The following is a 17372-nucleotide window of genomic DNA, read 5'->3' as shown; positions in this document are numbered from 1 at the left end:
AGCACCAATGGGCGCTCCGATTAACGATCAATTAAGCTTCATACATATCACGTAAAGGCTTAGTAATTAACATATTAGCATCATCAATGACTTTGCCCATTGCTTTTTCTTTACCCATCAATTTTTTGATGATATCAAGACTGTTCATTTTATTGGCAAGATCTTGAGCTTTTTTCATATCATCTTGCGAAATTTGTTGACCAGCCATTTGCTTTTGTCTTAATTCATTTTGATTAGTTTGAAAGTCCTTAAATGTCTTAAAAGCATCTTTGTCCTTCTTTAACTCATCGTATGTGGCTTGGAGTTCTTTAAATTCATCAGTCTTTACTAGTGCATCCTGTAAAGTTTGTGCGTCTTTCATTACATCATTTTCTGCCATAATTATTTCCCTCCTTAAATATTGTTACAGTGTATATTTTAACATACGTAAAGCTATCGGCCTAGTAAAGCTTTCGCACCGCTAATAACTTCTGAGGCACCCTTTTTAATTCCACTGGCACCTTCTTTAACGATTCCCTTAACGACTTTACCAGTATCATTAGTAATACCCTTAAATAGTTTAGAATTCTGCGTATCATTATCTTCATCACCATCACGTGCCACCGTTTGTGCGTCTTGGACACCAAATTGGGTTCCCTTGGTGTACGGAAGAATTTGTTGCATTTGTGTCTTGTACAACGGACCAACGTCGGTCCCAGTCAAATTCTCTAAATGATGCGTAGAGTTGGTACTATCAAAGCCTTCCCAAGTTGCTACCACAACGTTAGGAGTGTATCCGATGATCCATTTATCTTTGGTAGCATCGGAATCTGGAGTATTATCAGCCTCAGTACTTCCAGTTTTTCCGGCAACTTGATACCCGCTCGGTTTAGCATCAACACCAGTTCCATTATCAAAGACACCAAGCATCATACTTGTCATCTGTCGTGCCGTTGAAGGAGACATGATTTGTTTTGAACTTGGATGTTCATTATCAACGACCGTCTTCCCTGTCGAATCAACGATCTTAGTAATATAGAACGGCTGTGAAATTTTCCCTTTATTAGCAAAAGCAGTATAGGCACCAGCCATTTGTTGTGGGGAAACTCCGTTGGACAAACCCCCAAGGGCCAATGCTAGATTCTTATCCTTATCCGTGACCGGTAAGTTGAATTTTTTAACCGAATCGTATCCCTTGTTCACTCCGATCTTATTTAATAACCAAACTGCGGGCGCGTTCATACTCTGTGCTAGAGCTTGGTACATCGGAACTTTTCCTGTATAAACATCATTGTAATTATGCGGAGTATAGTGATTTGATCCATACGATTTCTTCTGGTTTTCAAGTTCAGAATCATAATAATACCCGTTTTCAAGAGCTGGCGTATAGACCGCAAGTGGTTTCATCGTCGAACCAGGCTGACGTTTAATATCGGTCGCACGATTATAACCACGGAAAACCGTCTTACCACGTCCACCAACAACCGCTTGAACCCCACCATTTTTTGGATTCAAAGCAACCGATGCAGCTTGGACCTTGGTCCCATCCGAAGCATCATTAGGAAACAAATTAGGATTTTTAAAATCAGTCTGAAAGCTTTGCTGCTGTTGCTGATTTAGATTCGTATAAATTTTATACCCGTGATTCATGATGTCAGATTCAGTTAATCCATATTTTGAGATAGCCTCATTAATAACAGCATCAAAATAATAGGGATATTTATACCCATTAGTAGAACGATAGGAATTTTTAGTGTTCAACGGCATGGCTTGGTATTTTTTTGCCTCTGAATTAGTGATCTTATGGTTCTTTGCCATTAAATCAAGAACCACATTTCTCCTCTGACGTGCCGCCTCCGGATGATCAATCGGATTATTACTAGGATTCGATAGCATCCCTGCTAACACAGCTGCATCCTGGACCGGTAAATTTTCCGCAGACTGCCCAAAGTATCGCTTCGAGGCATCTTCGACCCCATACACGCCATTACCAAAGTAAGCGTTGTTCATATACATCGTCAAAATTTGGTTCTTTGAATAAACGTTCTCAATCTCAATTGAAATGAATAATTCTTTAAGTTTTCTGGTTAAAGTTTGTTGCTGGGAAAGAAAAGTGTTCTTGGCTAACTGCTGCGAAATTGTACTTCCTCCACCACTAATGTAGTCACGACCCAGTACCCTATTCTTAATTGCAAGTAAAATGGCTCTCCCGTAACCACTAACCGAATAGCCATGTTCCTTATAGAAATTACGATCTTCCGTCGAAAGAATCGCATTAGGAATATTTTTTGAAATCTTATTCATCTGAACGTAAGTACCCTTTTGTGCGTACAATTTGCCAGCTTCTTGGTGATGTGAATCATAAATCACAGTCGATTTTGATAAATTAGACTGAAGATCACGAACGTGCGAAGTCTTTGCCACAATCGTCAAATAACTACTTAAAACCAAGATAACGAATAAAACAACTACAATAATCCATCTCGTAATTTGAAATCTACGCCAGAATTTTCTGAAGTAACCCCAAATTCTTTTAAATATTGACTTACTTTTGCTGTTGTTATCCATAAAAGTCCAAATCTCCTTTTATCATTAAATGCTATTGTAACACATGGACATTAATGGATTTTAAAAGATAAAGTGGATGTCAATTGACATCCACTTTATTCTACATTTGATCGGGTGCTTTAATTCCCAACAATCTTAACGACTCTTTTAATACAATCGCAACACTTTTGACAAGGTCGAGACGGGCGTCTTGCTCATCATCGTCCGCTAAAATCTTAGAATGAGCATAATATTTGTTGAATGACTTAGCTAGTCTTAGCGAATATTTAGCAATATCGGAAGGCTCAAATTCATTTCGAGCTTGTTTTACAACTTCTGGAAAGGCCTGAAGTAACTTAATGACTTCAAAAGCACCTGCATCAGTCAATTCATTTGCTGATTCATCAAATTCTTTTTTACCAGACTTCCGCAAAATACTCTCAGCACGAGCATGGGCATACTGAACGTATGGGCCAGTCTCACCTTCAAATTTTAATTGGTCTTTAAGTACGAAATCAATGCTATTGATTCGCTCACTCTTAAGATCACCAAAGATAATTGCACCAACCCCAACTTGTGTAGCCACTTCATCTTTATTTGGTAAATCAGGATTCTTCTCAGCAATTTGTTGTTTTGCCATGGTAATTGAATCATCTAAAACCTTGTTTAATAAGATAATATTCCCACGTCTAGTTGAAAGCTTTTTTCCATTAACCGTAATTAAGCCAAACGGGATATGATGAACACCGTCCGCATTCTTTATGCCCATCTTTTTTAAGACAGCTTTTAGTTGATGGAAATAATTAGTTTGTTCGGATCCTACCACGTAGAGATTCATGACTGGATGATACGTCCGTTCACGGTATAACGCCGTTGCAATGTCTCTAGTAATGTAAAGAGAAGCCCCATCGCTCTTTAAGATAAGTGCTGGATTTAGGTTAGCGTTACTTAAATCGACCACTTGAGCTCCTTGAGATTCCTGAAGCAATCCATCTTTTTTTAGAATGTCAACCACTTCATCCATTTTGTCATTGTAAAATGACTCACCATTATAGGTATCAAATTTAACGCCCAGTTTTTTATAGGTATTATTAAAAGCCTCTAACGACACATCCCTAAACCACTTCCATAGTTTGGTAGCTTCGGGATCACCATCTTCGAGTTTTTTAAACCATTCGCGTGCTTCTTCGTCTAGTTCAGGATTTTTCTGATCTTCCTTATGAAATTTGACGTAATACTGAACTAAGTAATGAATTGGATGACGCTTTACGTCCTCTTCATTTCCCCACTTTAAGTAAGCCGTAATTAACTTACCAAATTGGGTTCCCCAATCACCTAAATGATTATCTTTAATTGTTTTATATCCATTTTTTCTTAAAATTTCGGAAATTGAATTTCCAATCACAGTGGAACGAAGGTGTCCCATTGACATTGGCTTAGCAATATTTGGAGAAGACATATCAATGGTCACGGTCTGATCCTTGCCATCGTAATTATCACCATAGTGCTCTTTATCCGTCAAAACCTCTGACATGACTTGCTTACTAACTTTTCCTTTATCCAAGAAGAAGTTAACGTAAGGACCAACGGCAACGACTTTATCAAACTGACTTCCATCAACATTATTGACGATATCCTTTGCGATCTGTTGAGGAGCTTTATGTAACTCCTTAGCTAGAATGAAAGTTGGAAATGCTAAGTCCCCGTTATCTGAAGTTTTCGGTTTCTCAATTTTTCCGTAAATATCACTCGTTGAAATTTGGTTGTTAGTTGCATCAGCAACTACGTCTGCAACTTGTTGTCTGTAATCCATAATATCCTCCTCATAAATAAAAAGCCTCTTACATTAATTAAATCAATGCAAGAGACGAGATCACCCGCGGTACCACTCTATTTGGAAATACCCACTCATTATTAAATTTGTATACCTAGAAAGGACGCCTTCCCAATCACAATTTATCTAACTCACATCAACTTAGATTTGCTTTGAAATTATAATTAGTACTACACTCTCATCGTTGGTAGCTTCCCAAAGCGGGTGACGGGAATCGAACCCGCGACGTAAGCTTGGGAAGCTTAAATTTTACCACTAAACTACACCCGCAATACGTGTATAATTATATCATGAATTATACCCCTTGTCATCAAGACTTCTACAGAGCCGTATGATAAAATTTGATTGGAGGCTAAACATCATGTTAATCTACATAATTACTTTACTATGGATTCTTTTATTAATCTCACTAACAATCGGAATCACGCGGAAACAAGACAAAAAGATTATTAAGGGTGTCGTCTATACGCGCGCGTTTTACATTCTTTTGTTGATTAGTGAAGTGGTTTTTACCCTGAATCACTTTAGCGATCATCGCTATTTGGTCTCTTTAAGTTTTATAATGACAATCGTCGCGATTTCTTTCATTGATATTTGTTACCAGAGAAAAATCCAAGGTAATTTAAAACCCTACGTAATTTTATTGACACTGATTTCGATTTTAATCTCAATTGGGCTTTTGTTTTTCATTCAATAATTACTACTAAAAAATCATCCAATCACTTGGATGATTTATTTTTTTGCATTTTTTCAGCTAACCGAATTGATTCATCAACTAGCTCCGCTTGCGCATCAATCACAGGGTAGTCATGATTACCAGCTCGCTCTTCTGCTACCGAAATCTCAGTACAACCTAAAATCACTACATCGCTATCCAATTCATTAACCATTTGATTTAAAATATGATGGTATAATTTTGGATCGACATAATCGTGCTCCTTAACACCTTTATAAATTAAATCCATCGTCTCGTCCGCAATTTCAGCGGTAGGGTGCACAACTTCATATCCAGCTTTAGTAATTTCTTTATCATATACCTTGTCCTTTAGAGTTCCCTTAGTGGCAATTAGTCCCACTCTTTTAGCGTGTGGAAACTTCTTGGCAATTGCGGCTACCGCTAACCTAGGCATATGCAAAATTGGAACATCCGTCATACTCTGTAACTGATCATAAAAATAATGGGCAGTATTACATGGTAACGCAAAAAATTCTGGTCCCAGTTTGCTCTGTTGTTTAATATCTTCTTCAAGTGGAACTAGTGGGCTCGGATTATTTTTTGGGTCAGTAATATAATCCGTCCGGTCCGGAACCGTCGCATGATTAACTAATATATAATTTAAATAATCTTGATCACAGTGAGCTGGGGTCCGTTGATTTAGTAAATGAACATAACTCTCAGTCGCTTGGGTCCCCATCCCACCAATAATTGTGAAAAACTTTTTCATTATCTTATTCCTTATTCATATGAAAATATTTTTTGAAGTTTTTTGCGTAATTATGGTCCATCCATTTCATAAGTAGCCAACGCATGAAGTTTTCATCTTTTTTATACCAAAAAGTCGTTCCCCACTGACCTTTTTTGATCAGCTCTTCTGCCTTCTTTTTATCTTCATTATCTTTGGCATACTTACGAAAAACACGATTGGGCACCCCTAACCATAAATAATATTTCTTAGGATCTTGATTGGCATACACTGTCTTTTGGTCCGCTAGGTCATCTTGAACGTAATCACGAACCACCCATTGAGCAAGGTTATATCCATTTAGGGTGACAAAGAAACTGCTGCGTCCCTGTCTCAAATTGATTTCAAACAACTTGTACGTATCGTCTCTAACATCATACTTCATGTCAAAATTAGCATACCCAATAAATTCAATCGACTCTAAAAACTGTTGAATCTGATCATAAATCCGTTGATCAAAGTCAGGAATAATCGTGACGTAGTTACCAATTGCAGACGGTGCCGGATCTTCCAAAAGTGGATGGCCTAAACACATCATCTTAACATGATGATTCTTGTCAACATAAGCATTTAAGACCCGCATGTTGCTGTCATCACCTGGGATGAAATCTTGGACGATCAAGTCGGAAGTATAACCATTATTATAAATTTTTGAAACAATGTCACGATACTCGGCATCACTTTTAATGGTAAAAGCTTTCTTTCTTCCCTCAAAACGGATATCCAACCATTCCACGCTATTGGTTGGTTTAAGTGCAATTGGATAATCAAATGGTTGATCAAAGTCATTATCTTCAAAATTGCTTTTGGAAATAATCTTGGTGCCGGGATATGGCATTCCATATTTATCACACATTTTATAAAAATTTTCTTTACTATTAAGTTGTTTTATTAACGAATAATCAACGTATGGACAGACAAAGACATCTTCTAAATCTTTCTTATGTTTAGAAATTAATTCAGCATAACCATCCCCACACCCAATTAAAATGACCGGTTCTTTGTGGTTGGCATACTTCTTTTTTAACTTTTTCATCTCTTTAAACCATACGGGATCCTCACTAAAGCCGGGAATAAACGTCAGATCCACAATTTTGGTAAATCTTGTGGGGGCTAATCGTTCCTGGGCATAAGCCTTGACACGCTTACCATACAACTCGTAGAAAGAACGCGCCATCCCGTACACATTAAAATCACTTCCAAGTAAGATTGGAGTGAAGTCTGGAACTTTCTCATTTGTCATTACTATTTAAATCCTCCAAGTAATCTTCCACGATAACCGAATCGGTTGGATAAGGTGTATCAACACCATTAATCTTTTGATAAGGATCGCGTCCTTTACCCGCTACTACAATGATATCTCCACGTTTGCCAAAATTAATGGCCTTTTTAATGGCTTTTTCACGGTCCATTTCGAAATGAACGTCAACCTTATCATGATCGATATGACTATCAATTTCCTTTGCAATCTTCATGGGATCCTCATAAGCGGGGTCGTCAGTAGTTAAAAACGCTACATCGGCATTCTGAGTCAACGCTTTGCCAAATCCCTCTCGACGGTCGATTCCCTTATTGCCTGGGCTACCAACCACTACAATAACTTTTCCACTGGGGTCTTGTCGTTTTAAAAATCCTAGTAATGCATTCATACTAGCATAATTATGGGCATAATCCACATGAACGTTCCCATGGTTTTTAGACTTAAAGATTTCCATTCTTCCAGGAATTTTTGCTCCTGCCAAACCATCTAACATATCACCACGTTTAAAGCCAGCAAGTCCAGCCGATATGATCGAAGCGGTTGCATTTGATTCATTGTAATCACCTGGAATACCAATGCGATAATTTCCGTCTAAGCCTAACTTTTTAGCTTTATCAGAAATGGAACTTAATTGAATATCGTTATCAGTCAAGCTATCTGAAACTGGCTCGTACGTGAAATCAAGGTCGATTTCAAGTTGTGGAGTCGTCCCCTTTTTACCAAACAAATAAATATTTTGGGGATCAGTTGTGGTTTTGGCAGCATAATAAATATCAATCAGGTGGTCTGAATCGGCATTCAAAATGCACTTATTTGAATTAACCAAGAGTTGTTCTTTACAGTGCAAATAGTTTGCAAAAGTCGGATGCTCGTTTTCCCCAATGTGATCGGGAGAAATATTTAAAAAATTACCTACGTTATACTTTAATCCAAAAACCCGATTTTTTAAGTATGCCTGAGACGAAACTTCCATAATGAGATATTTCATCCCATTATCGACAGCGGCTCTCATATTCTTAAAAATATCTAGTGATTCTGGAGTAGTTAGATGTGACTTAAATGTTTGATTTGGTTCATTACCAACCACGGTATTGATAGTTGAAAATAAGGCGGTTTTATTCCCACTCGCCCTCCTAATTGCATCCCGAGTGAAATATGAAGAAGTCGTTTTCCCCTTAGTACCCGTAAAGGCAATGATGAACAAATCGTCTTGTGGATAATTGAAAAATGCAGCAGAGATCAAGGACATTGCTTTTTGAATATTAGTAACCAAAATCTCATTCATTCCGTCACTTTCAGATAAATGATCTTCACACACGATTCCAGTTGCTCCAGCCTTTTTTGCTAACGTAACAAATTCAGGTTTAAAGTTTCCCTTCCCAAAGAATAAGGTTTTCGGTTTTATGTCTCGTGAATCATAACTAACGTAGTTAAAATCATTATCATTAGTCTGATTAACTGATTTTAATAAGTCATGTTCACGAAGAATATTTTTAATTTCTTGAATACTTAGTGACAAAAAATTCAGCTCCATTCCGCTAATTTTTGTAATGGAAATCCAAATAAATCATTCGGACTTTAATTTTGTTTTTAATTTACTCCTAGACAATTCTACCAAAAGAAAGAGATAATGACTAACTCAAAACCAATAATGAAAACATAAATTAATATAATAAAAAACATTCTGCGTAAACTAAATTAATTCCAGTTCACACAGAATGTCTTTTTACTACTTAACATCTTTTAACTTTTGCTCACTAACATTATCCAATCGGTCACCAACTGCATTCACCATCTTCAAACATTTTTCAATATCATCCTGGCTCATATCCAAAACAGAAAAACATTGATTAACGTGTTCATATACTTTATCACGACGTTCCTTAGCGTATTCTGTAGTGTCAACGATGACAACTCGTTCATCTTTATGACTACGTGTTCTTGTCACCCATCCCTGCTTTTCAAGCCGTTTCAACAACGGGGTTAAAGTCCCACTATCTAAGTCTAAGTAGGATCCAAGCTCACGAACGGTCATTGGGGCATGTTCCCATAACACCAACATGGTAATGTATTGTGGATAAGTTAAATTAAATGGAGATAAAACGATTTGGTAGTACCGACTAAACTTTTTACTTGTATTATAGATTCCAAAGCACAATTGGCTTTCAATCTTACGTGGTTCAACCATTATAATCTCTTCTTTCTAAAAACTCTTGTACTATCTTATATTTTACACAATTAAATAATAAATACAAGGATACCACAAAATTGAGTGTTTATTTTACGACATTTTTATTGTATGATTGAAGGGTAGTAATTGCCAGAGTGGCGGAATTGGCAGACGCGCAGCGTTCAGGTCGCTGTTCAGTTTACTGAGTATGAGTTCGAATCTCATCTCTGGCATTCGTTACTAACAAGACGTTATCAAGCTTATTGATATCGTCTTTTTTCATTAATAGTAATTAAATTATGTAAACAAAAAGAGTGGACAATTGTCCACTCTCTCACTACTTTTTATCTAATATAATCGCCTAGATCGTAAATTAATTGGTTCTTAGCTTGGTAATAATAATTGCGTAATGGATGAAGATGGTTATTTTTAACTATCCATGGCTTATCAAAATTAGTGTAATGAATAATCACAGGATGCTTAAGTGCGTCTGCCTCAGCTGCTCGACGTTCTGGGATAGGATTTAATCCACTCTCACCCTTAACTAAATGACTTTGCAAATTATACTTAGGGTCAAGTTTCTTCCAGTGTCCATTAAAAATGGCGTTTAGAGCATCTTGGTCTTGATACTTCAGCATATCAGGTTTATCAATTGCTAACTTTCTAACCTTTTCAGAAGTATCATTATCATTCCAAGCTTTCGTATCAATCAGCAATAGACCAGCGTTAAAATATTGACCCGGCGCATCACTAATATGCATCCTTTTTAACCGATCAACGTAGCCAGAGTCCTCAACGGCACCGACAATATTGCCATCAAGATCGGTATTAAAAAGATTTGAAATATCACCCACACATACCATGTCAGCATCCAAATAAAGGATCTTAGGTTCATGAACTTCTTCAGGAATCTCAATTCGATAGTAAGTGTTTTCCTTAATTGCACTATCCGGAGATTTTACATTAGCATCCTTATATGCAGCGGTGTTGGGCTGCAAAAAGTTAATTGCCTTACAGTTGTCGTAGACTTTTTCCAGGGCCTTTAACAAATCAGCACTGTTGGAACTCAAACGATCATTAACAACGTAAAACGTGAAGCTTGAATTCTTATTATGGTTCAATATTGACGAATAGTTGACTGCCAGCGGTATCGCCATATTGTTATCAGTAGTAGATGCAATTGTAATCATACACATTATCCCCTTCAAAAATATTTGAAACTATTTGGCCACTTGTAAAAATAAGTATCACTAATTTTCGTAGCGATATTTATAAAAGTGGACCACTTTATGACCTATCTATTTCGAACAACAACAACGTTTACCGTCGCATTTTTACTTCCAATGGTAATGGTAGCGTTATTATTCTCAAATCGATATCCAGTTGGAGCAATTAAAGTTTGCTTTTCACCTGGGATACCAGTAACTGAAGTTGCATTCACGTACTGCCCCTTTTTATTTACAAAATTAACTTGTTCAGTTATGGAAATCGAAGGGACATTGTAATTGGTTGCCCAAATCCAATTACCGGGATGTGATTGTCCATCTGCAAGACTTAAATTATTCTGCAATTGATTGTTATTATCAATGTTCATCCAATTGGGTGATTTAACAGTGTAATCTTTTCCGTCAAATACAAACTGGGTACCTACTACCGGTTCTGGAATAATTGGACCTGCACCAGGTGCATCAGGAGCCTTTAAGATTGTCTTATCACCTAACTTAATTTGGTGAAGATTATTATCACCCTTCATGAAAGCGGACAATCCATTATATTTACCCTTAGAAGCTGCCTGAGTATCGAAGCTAGTTAAATCTAGGCTTTGTAACTGATGGTCATCCTGAAACATATTACTCAAACTACGATTATTAGGATTAATTTTAAAACTCGTTAAACCGGCAATGTTTTTAACAGCATAGTCATAAACAAACATTGAACTCATATCAATAACTTTAGAAGTGTCAAAATGACTGACGTCGATGTCTTTAAGAAGAATATCGGCACCAAACATCAGTCTCATACGATTAACATTTGAGGTGTCAAAGTGAGTGACATCAACACTTTTTAGTGCTGTATCACCATTAAACATATAATCCATACCAGATACTTTTGATGTATCCAATTTATCGAGACCATTAATAGTTTGCAGGTTTTTTAAACCCTGATTGCCCTGGTGGAGTGGATCATCATCTGCCGATTGAGAAAAAAGATAATCAGAATTTGATGGGGCATACATCTTATCTTGGATATTAATAACTTGCGCGTCATTTAAAGCCTGACGTAAATCTCCAAGTTGTGAATATGCATAGGTTCCCAAGGTTTTATCTTTACCGCTCAACGTTAAAGTCCGATTGATCTCATTATAGTTCCAGTTGACCTGTCCCCACGTACCACTATCATATCTTAATTTAGAAATCCTAGGTCTAGCTTGTGAGGTCATTTCCTTAGTATCCGTTGCTGCTGCATATGTATTTTTAGTGTGATTTGCTGAACTATTCATCTGCAAGCCAAAGAATAAACCAACGGTCACACCTGCGATTAATGCTCCCTTAATTACCTTTTTCATTAGATCATCTCACTCTCTTATATTTCCTTACACTTCTAAAGTAGGCCATAAATGCCGTCATGTCAACATTTATGCTTTATCATGTGAAAAAAATACCATAATAATTACATTAATTATGTAAAAAGAGAATAATAATGTGCGTTATTATTCCCTCTTTTAGTTTCTATAAATCTATATCATTGGATTTATATAGTTATAATCTATCCATAAAAACATTGATTAAACTATCACCATGCCAATAAAAATCATTGGAGTCTATGTAAGAACCAGAAGTATTAGCTTCTGGCTCTACAATAACTAGTCGTTTAGACGAATAGTAGCGTGATAAGAACTACCATCTGTGGCCTTGCCAAAATAATCGTCTGTAATCGAGCGAAAAACCATTTTCCCGTTCGGTAAGTTCAAATATTCGGCATCATATGGAAAAACAACGGAGTAATTGTTTTTATTTCCAATACTGTAATAGTAAATAGTTCTACCACTAAGCCGAACGCTTCGATCTGTACTTGGAACTACTAGTTTAAACTCCTTCATTATGACTCACCTCCTTTCCCATCAAAAAAGGTCATACTACGAAGTAGCATGACCTAAATGGTATTTCAGAGTATTCATCATATTGAAATACGAATAAATTCGCATAGTTGTTTTAATTTCAAATCTTATAACAAGACATAGGCTATCATTAAATGATTTTTCACGTACTCAATAACACTTATCTTCCACCAACTTATCATTTATGACAGTATTAATTACGGTGTTAAAAGCTTCTCACACTTTCTAACACCACGTGAACACTATTTCCTACATTAGCATTCACAAAATTATCTAGTTATTTTTAATCTCAACATTCAATATTTCATTATGAATCTCTTACTGCTTACTTCACAATTTAGATTATAAACTTTATTAAAAACAACGACAATAGAGTCTTAAATTTCACAAAACATAATTATAATACCTTGACATCAGTATTTACCCTAATTATTAATTCACTTTTGTCTCATAATATAATAATTATTATTATATAATATAACCAATCAGTCGCTTTATTGACAAAAATTTACTGCATAATTTTAGCGATTAAAACATAATTTGATATAATTAACCAATGGAGGAAATAATATGAAAACAAAAGCTTATGAAACTTATAATTTAGTTGAATACGATAAAAATCTTCCTTATGAAGTTGGCGATTTAGTCGAAGTTACATTTGTTAACCCAACTGGCTTAGGTGATAACCAAGACGATTGGTTAAAAGTCGTGAGACATGACGTTGGTGAATCAACCAGTATTCATGATGAATTCAGGTTTAATTCAAAATGCATCAAAGCAGTAAAGAAGTCAAACTAAAAAAAGGTCCTCACAAAAGTGAGGACCTTTTTTTAAGCATTATCATGTGCAATTTTAGCGGCAGTAGCGCCAGCAATAGCTCCAACAATATCATCAATAAAAGTATTGACAATTTGACCGTTTGTATCGAGTTCTTTTACAATTCCATTTTTATTAGTGTCAATTTCACCATAATTAGTAACCCCAATCGTCCCATAGATTGAAGCAATTCCAAGTGCCAACGTTTCATCAACGCCAAACACCCCTAAATCATGAGAGACAATGCTTTCAAGTGGCTCTTCTAACTCGCCATCTTGTGCTAAACGATCCAGTTCAAGCCCTACCATTGCGTTATTCAATACTTCCCTTTTATGCAAAATATCATTAACAATCCCACAAACATAGTCTAAATCAGGAACATTTGAATATTTTTTCTGTAAATCAATTGCAATCTGTGCAATATCTTTAATCGTTACTCCATGTTCATTCAGTCGCTTAAGCACAAAATTATACGCCTGAGTGTCAGGATATTTATAGTCTCCTCGATCTACCATTAGTTAATCTTCCTCCATATCTTTCATCAGGGTCATATCATATTCGTTTGGATAATTATCTTGAGTAATCATCATTGTCATTACACTTTTATCCTTAAGATGACCCTTTATAATTGCATCAACGTACATCTCTTTATGAAAATCTCTTTGAAATTCGGCAAAACTCGATAAAAATCTAAAGTTCAAAACCACGTCACTACTATTTCTAGAACTTAAAACGCCAATAACCTTTATTATTTTACTCTTCTTCATCTCGTTAACTATCGGAATAACGACATTCTTATAAAATATTTCAACTTCACGTAATTTTTGAGTTAAATTATGAATTCGTTGATTAATTACGTTACACTTCTGAAAGTCAGTATTATTCAACTCTTTCATCCCATTCAACAAATAATCCTTATCATTATTGAGTAGGGCATTTTTTAAATCCGCTGACTTTTGATCGTCATCCCCATCGTTTAAAACACTAGCTAATTCATCAATTGTGTTCACGTCATAATCATTTTTGAGTTGATCAAGATTCATGATCCAGTGTAAATACTGCTTTTTAAGCTGCTCCAACTCTTCATCAGCCACCATTAATTGATTCTTTAATTGATTAAAATAATTAAATTCAACTACGTCCATTTTTCACTCCACCACTATAAGACTGCCATTAGCATAAATCCGGTTGCAATTAGGTTATTTAAAAAGTGGACCCCAATCGAAACTTCAATTTTCCCCGTTTTCTTGTATACATACGCTAAAATCATTCCCAAAATAGCATAAATCATGAAACTAATCACGTTAGAACTCATATGACCACAAGAAAAAAGTAACCCACTAAAAACAATTGGCAGCCAAAACGCATTTTGATTAAAAAAGGCATTAATAAAAAATCCTCTAAACACCAATTCCTCTAACACTGGGGATAAAAAAATCGCCGAAAAGCTCATCAAGACCAACACCGTCATGTTACTTTGAAAAAGACTTAAAATGGCATTATTATTCTTTGTTCCCAGTTGGTTAAAAATCAATTTATTTAAAACTTGAAGCACAATCTCAATAACAAAAAAGCTAAAGATTGACAATAAAATAATCTTTAAATCGTGACCAGTAAGCCGATGACTTCGTTGCCTGTACACACTTCGATAAGCCCATAGCGCTAAACTAATTACGACAAGAAAAATAACAATGTAAGAGGATCCATAAAGAAAAGCCTTGAATCCATGATAATCGTGAATTCCAATCATTTGAACTGGTACTTGAACCGCAAAAATCAAAAAAATTAGTCCAATAAATACAACGGCTCTTTTCAAAAATTTAATTAAACTCATTTCCCACTTCATTAATCCAATTCATCTCCAAATTTTTCCACTAACATAGAATACCATAATAATAAGGTCTGAAACAAAGAAGGAAAATTAGTGTTCAAATCTATCGTTAACCTAACTGATTCGAAATGATATACTAAAAGACGTTATTAAACTAAAAGAGGAGCTAAGCATGGTGATTATTACAGCTGGAATGATTGGTGTCGGTAAAACAACCTTAACGGGAAAAATTGCCGCACATTATGGAACAGAGCCCTTCTACGAGCCAGTGGGAGACAATCCTGTTTTGCCACTTTATTATAAAGATCCAAAACAGTATGGCTTCTTACTCCAAATATACTTTTTAAATAAACGCTTTTCGATGATTAAAAAGGCGTTAAAACAAGACAACAACGTGTTGGATCGATCTATTTACGAAGACGCGCTTTTCACCAGAGAAAATAATGCTGAGGGAAATATTTCTGACGTTGAATTGGAAGTTTATTTAAAACTACTTGACAATATGATGGATGAACTTAAAGAGCTTCCAAAAACAAGTCCCGACCTTTTAGTCTATGCCTACAGCGATTTCGACACCATCTTATACCGAATCCAAAAGCGTGGTCGTGATTATGAACAATGGGACAACGATCCAGGACTGGAAGAATATTATTACAAAATGTGGAAAGCTTACCAAAAATGGTATGACGAATACAACGTCAGTCCTAAGATGAAAATTAATCTTCAAAAGTACGATCTAGAAGATCCCCAAAACGTTTCTAAGGTATTGGCAAAAATTGATAAAAAATTAAAAACGATCCGATAAAAAAACTTTGAACACGATGTTCAAAGTTTTTTTATCTCTACTTAGACAATTCATAAATTGACTGACCGTAAATCGACATTGCCAAAATCAAATCATTAACAGGTGTGTATTCGTTAGCTTGGTGCATCGTGTCCTCTGTTCCTGGGAAAAGTGCTCCAAAGGCAACCCCACGTTTCATCATTCGCGCATACGTACCACCACCAACAACTTCTGGTTGAGCGTCATCCTGATCAGTTTGATCGCGATAAACACCCATTAAGGTTTTTACAATGGGATCGTCTGCATCAACAAAGTGGGGCACCATTTGCGAAATTTGTTTGGTTGACCCGTTAAACCGATCAGCGGCATCTTGAACTTTAGCTAAAATTTTATCAGTCGTAATCCCCTTGGGATACCTAAAGTTAGTGTTGACCATCCCACCATTTTCATGATCAAAATTCATTAGACCGACGTTCATGGTTAGTTCTCCCATCACATCATCAGTAAAATTAAGCCCCAATTTATGAGCACGAGAATCATCATGCAGTTTTTCGTCGATGAAGTTCAGGATATTAGCACCACTAGTATCAAAACTATAATCAACCAAAAAGTCAGCTAAATAGGTTCCAGCATTGATACCGTTCTTAGGTTCCATTCCATGGGCTGCTTTCCCGACTACACTGATTTTAATATTGTTCCCTTCGATTTCATAGCTTCCAGTTACGGGAACCCTATCTAAATATTTTTCAAATTCATCGGCCATTTTGGAGACATCCGCAGCAACAACGTCAGCTTCTGCATCACGTGGTACCATATTTTCACGCAATCCGGCATTAAAATGCATCAGGGTGTTCTCACCATCACTTTTATTGGAAGCAAAATGCGTTTCAAGCGTCACATTACCCTTTTCCCCATTGATCAAGGGAAATTCGGCGTCTGGCGAAAATCCAAATGAAGGATCTGGTTCAACCTCAAAATAGCGTTTCATTCCAGTCCAGTCACACTCTTCGTCCGTTCCAATTATCAAGCGAATTTTGACCTTCGGCTGAATCCCTGCATCTTTAAGCATTCTTAATCCATAATAGGCGGCAAGTCCTGGTCCTTTGTCATCAGAAACTCCTCGACCAATTGCATTGTCACCCTCAAGCTTTAGTTCGAATGGATTGGAATCCCAACCTGCGCCACCGGGCATCTCATCAGCATGTGACAAAATTGCCATGGTTTCATCGCCTGAACCATACTCAATGTATCCCACTACGTTATCAATGTTTTTGGTGGTAAACCCATCACGATCACCAAAAGAGAGAAACTGTTGTAATGCATGAGCTGGACCTGGGCCCAATGGGTATTCGTCCGTTGCGTGCTCCAAGTCCCTCGAACTATCAATTGAAATCAATTTTTTTAAGTCATTTAAGTAATCATCTTTGTAATTTTGTGCTTTATCTTTCCAGTCAATTGCCATGTTATACCCTCCTACTTAGTTATTCCTTATTCTAACATAATCAAGAAAGTAACAACTCATTTGGACAACATTCAACCAACGCATGATATAATGCAACCGAGGTGAAC

17 protein-coding genes and 2 tRNA genes are annotated in these 17372 nt (G+C 36.3%); 4 read left to right on the top strand and 15 right to left on the bottom strand.

The annotated features are described in order from the left end of the window. Positions 1-31: 31 nt before the first annotated feature. The 4 genes from AC6UC9_RS02200 to AC6UC9_RS02185 all read right to left on the bottom strand — a co-directional run bounded on the left by AC6UC9_RS02200 (position 32) and on the right by AC6UC9_RS02185 (position 4630). Positions 32-379, bottom strand: coding sequence for a YlbF family regulator (locus tag AC6UC9_RS02200; RefSeq protein ID WP_500693643.1), 348 nt, complete (start codon positions 377-379; stop codon positions 32-34). 53 nt (positions 380-432) lie between these two features. Beyond that, positions 433-2547 carry a transglycosylase domain-containing protein gene (locus AC6UC9_RS02195; protein WP_500701019.1) on the bottom strand — a complete coding sequence of 705 codons (2115 nt, stop codon included), beginning with the start codon at positions 2545-2547 and terminating at the stop codon, positions 433-435. 100 nt (positions 2548-2647) lie between these two features. Further along, positions 2648-4339 (bottom strand): arginine--tRNA ligase, encoded by a 1692-nt coding sequence (gene argS, locus AC6UC9_RS02190; RefSeq protein ID WP_500693641.1) that lies wholly within the window; start codon positions 4337-4339, stop codon positions 2648-2650. Positions 4340-4559: 220 nt separating this feature from the next. Beyond that, a tRNA-Gly gene (locus tag AC6UC9_RS02185) sits at positions 4560-4630 on the bottom strand. 61 nt (positions 4631-4691) lie between these two features. On the opposite strand from AC6UC9_RS02185, the gene AC6UC9_RS02180 reads away from it, so the two are divergent. Next, positions 4692-5057 (top strand): DUF1516 family protein, encoded by a 366-nt coding sequence (locus tag AC6UC9_RS02180; protein ID WP_500701018.1) that lies wholly within the window; start codon positions 4692-4694, stop codon positions 5055-5057. A gap of 22 nt (positions 5058-5079) precedes the next feature. Here the strand turns inward: AC6UC9_RS02180 and AC6UC9_RS02175 are convergent, their stop codons facing one another. From AC6UC9_RS02175 to AC6UC9_RS02160, 4 genes are all read right to left on the bottom strand, one after another. Then, complete coding sequence (locus AC6UC9_RS02175; RefSeq protein WP_500701017.1) at positions 5080-5805, bottom strand: aspartate/glutamate racemase family protein; 726 nt, start codon at positions 5803-5805, stop codon at positions 5080-5082. A 4-nt stretch (positions 5806-5809) separates the two neighbouring features. Next, positions 5810-7066 (bottom strand): carboxylate--amine ligase, encoded by a 1257-nt coding sequence (locus AC6UC9_RS02170; protein ID WP_500701016.1) that lies wholly within the window; start codon positions 7064-7066, stop codon positions 5810-5812. Next, complete coding sequence (locus AC6UC9_RS02165; RefSeq protein ID WP_500701015.1) at positions 7056-8603, bottom strand: UDP-N-acetylmuramoyl-L-alanyl-D-glutamate--2,6-diaminopimelate ligase; 1548 nt, start codon at positions 8601-8603, stop codon at positions 7056-7058. Before AC6UC9_RS02165 ends, AC6UC9_RS02170 begins: the two co-directional genes overlap by 11 nt. A 210-nt stretch (positions 8604-8813) precedes the next feature. Beyond that, positions 8814-9272: a MarR family winged helix-turn-helix transcriptional regulator gene (locus AC6UC9_RS02160; protein WP_500693637.1), complete on the bottom strand. Its 459-nt coding sequence runs from the start codon at positions 9270-9272 to the stop codon at positions 8814-8816. A 131-nt stretch (positions 9273-9403) separates the two neighbouring features. Here AC6UC9_RS02160 and AC6UC9_RS02155 point away from each other — a divergent pair. Next, positions 9404-9487: transfer RNA gene (locus tag AC6UC9_RS02155), tRNA-Leu, on the top strand. Positions 9488-9598: 111 nt separating this feature from the next. On the opposite strand, the gene AC6UC9_RS02150 is transcribed toward AC6UC9_RS02155, so the two are convergent. From AC6UC9_RS02150 to AC6UC9_RS02140, 3 genes are all read right to left on the bottom strand, one after another. Continuing rightward, positions 9599-10444, bottom strand: a complete 846-nt coding sequence (locus tag AC6UC9_RS02150; protein WP_500701014.1) for a glycosyltransferase family 8 protein — start codon at positions 10442-10444, stop codon at positions 9599-9601. Between the two features lie 104 nt (positions 10445-10548). After that, positions 10549-11820, bottom strand: a complete 1272-nt coding sequence (locus AC6UC9_RS02145; protein WP_500701013.1) for a BspA family leucine-rich repeat surface protein — start codon at positions 11818-11820, stop codon at positions 10549-10551. A 297-nt stretch (positions 11821-12117) separates the two neighbouring features. Continuing rightward, positions 12118-12354, bottom strand: a complete 237-nt coding sequence (locus AC6UC9_RS02140) for a hypothetical protein (protein ID WP_500693634.1) — start codon at positions 12352-12354, stop codon at positions 12118-12120. 588 nt (positions 12355-12942) lie between these two features. On the opposite strand from AC6UC9_RS02140, the gene AC6UC9_RS02135 reads away from it, so the two are divergent. Next, entirely contained in the window at positions 12943-13170 is a 228-nt protein-coding gene (locus AC6UC9_RS02135) for an SH3 domain-containing protein (RefSeq protein ID WP_500693633.1), read from the top strand. A gap of 32 nt (positions 13171-13202) precedes the next feature. Here the strand turns inward: AC6UC9_RS02135 and AC6UC9_RS02130 are convergent, their stop codons facing one another. From AC6UC9_RS02130 to AC6UC9_RS02120, 3 genes are read right to left on the bottom strand one after another with little or no spacing between them, the layout of a single operon-like run. Then, positions 13203-13703 carry a phosphatidylglycerophosphatase A family protein gene (locus AC6UC9_RS02130; RefSeq protein WP_500693632.1) on the bottom strand — a complete coding sequence of 167 codons (501 nt, stop codon included), beginning with the start codon at positions 13701-13703 and terminating at the stop codon, positions 13203-13205. A 3-nt stretch (positions 13704-13706) separates the two neighbouring features. Next, positions 13707-14333 carry a hypothetical protein gene (locus tag AC6UC9_RS02125; protein ID WP_500701012.1) on the bottom strand — a complete coding sequence of 209 codons (627 nt, stop codon included), beginning with the start codon at positions 14331-14333 and terminating at the stop codon, positions 13707-13709. A 14-nt stretch (positions 14334-14347) separates the two neighbouring features. Continuing rightward, positions 14348-15022 (bottom strand): CPBP family glutamic-type intramembrane protease, encoded by a 675-nt coding sequence (locus tag AC6UC9_RS02120; RefSeq protein WP_500693630.1) that lies wholly within the window; start codon positions 15020-15022, stop codon positions 14348-14350. A gap of 169 nt (positions 15023-15191) precedes the next feature. On the opposite strand from AC6UC9_RS02120, the gene AC6UC9_RS02115 reads away from it, so the two are divergent. After that, positions 15192-15824 (top strand): deoxynucleoside kinase, encoded by a 633-nt coding sequence (locus AC6UC9_RS02115; RefSeq protein WP_500701011.1) that lies wholly within the window; start codon positions 15192-15194, stop codon positions 15822-15824. Positions 15825-15861: 37 nt separating this feature from the next. Here AC6UC9_RS02115 and pepV read toward each other — a convergent pair whose 3' ends face one another. Then, the gene (pepV, locus tag AC6UC9_RS02110) at positions 15862-17265 is read right to left on the bottom strand and encodes a dipeptidase PepV (RefSeq protein WP_500696766.1); all 1404 of its coding nucleotides are present in this window, start codon (positions 17263-17265) and stop codon (positions 15862-15864) included. Between the last annotated feature and the right edge of the window lie 107 nt (positions 17266-17372).

The organism is Fructilactobacillus sp. X7R4C1 (assembly GCF_059901115.1).
The sequence above is the reverse complement of the archived record's forward strand: the minus strand, read 5'-3'. Positions and strand labels throughout refer to the sequence as shown.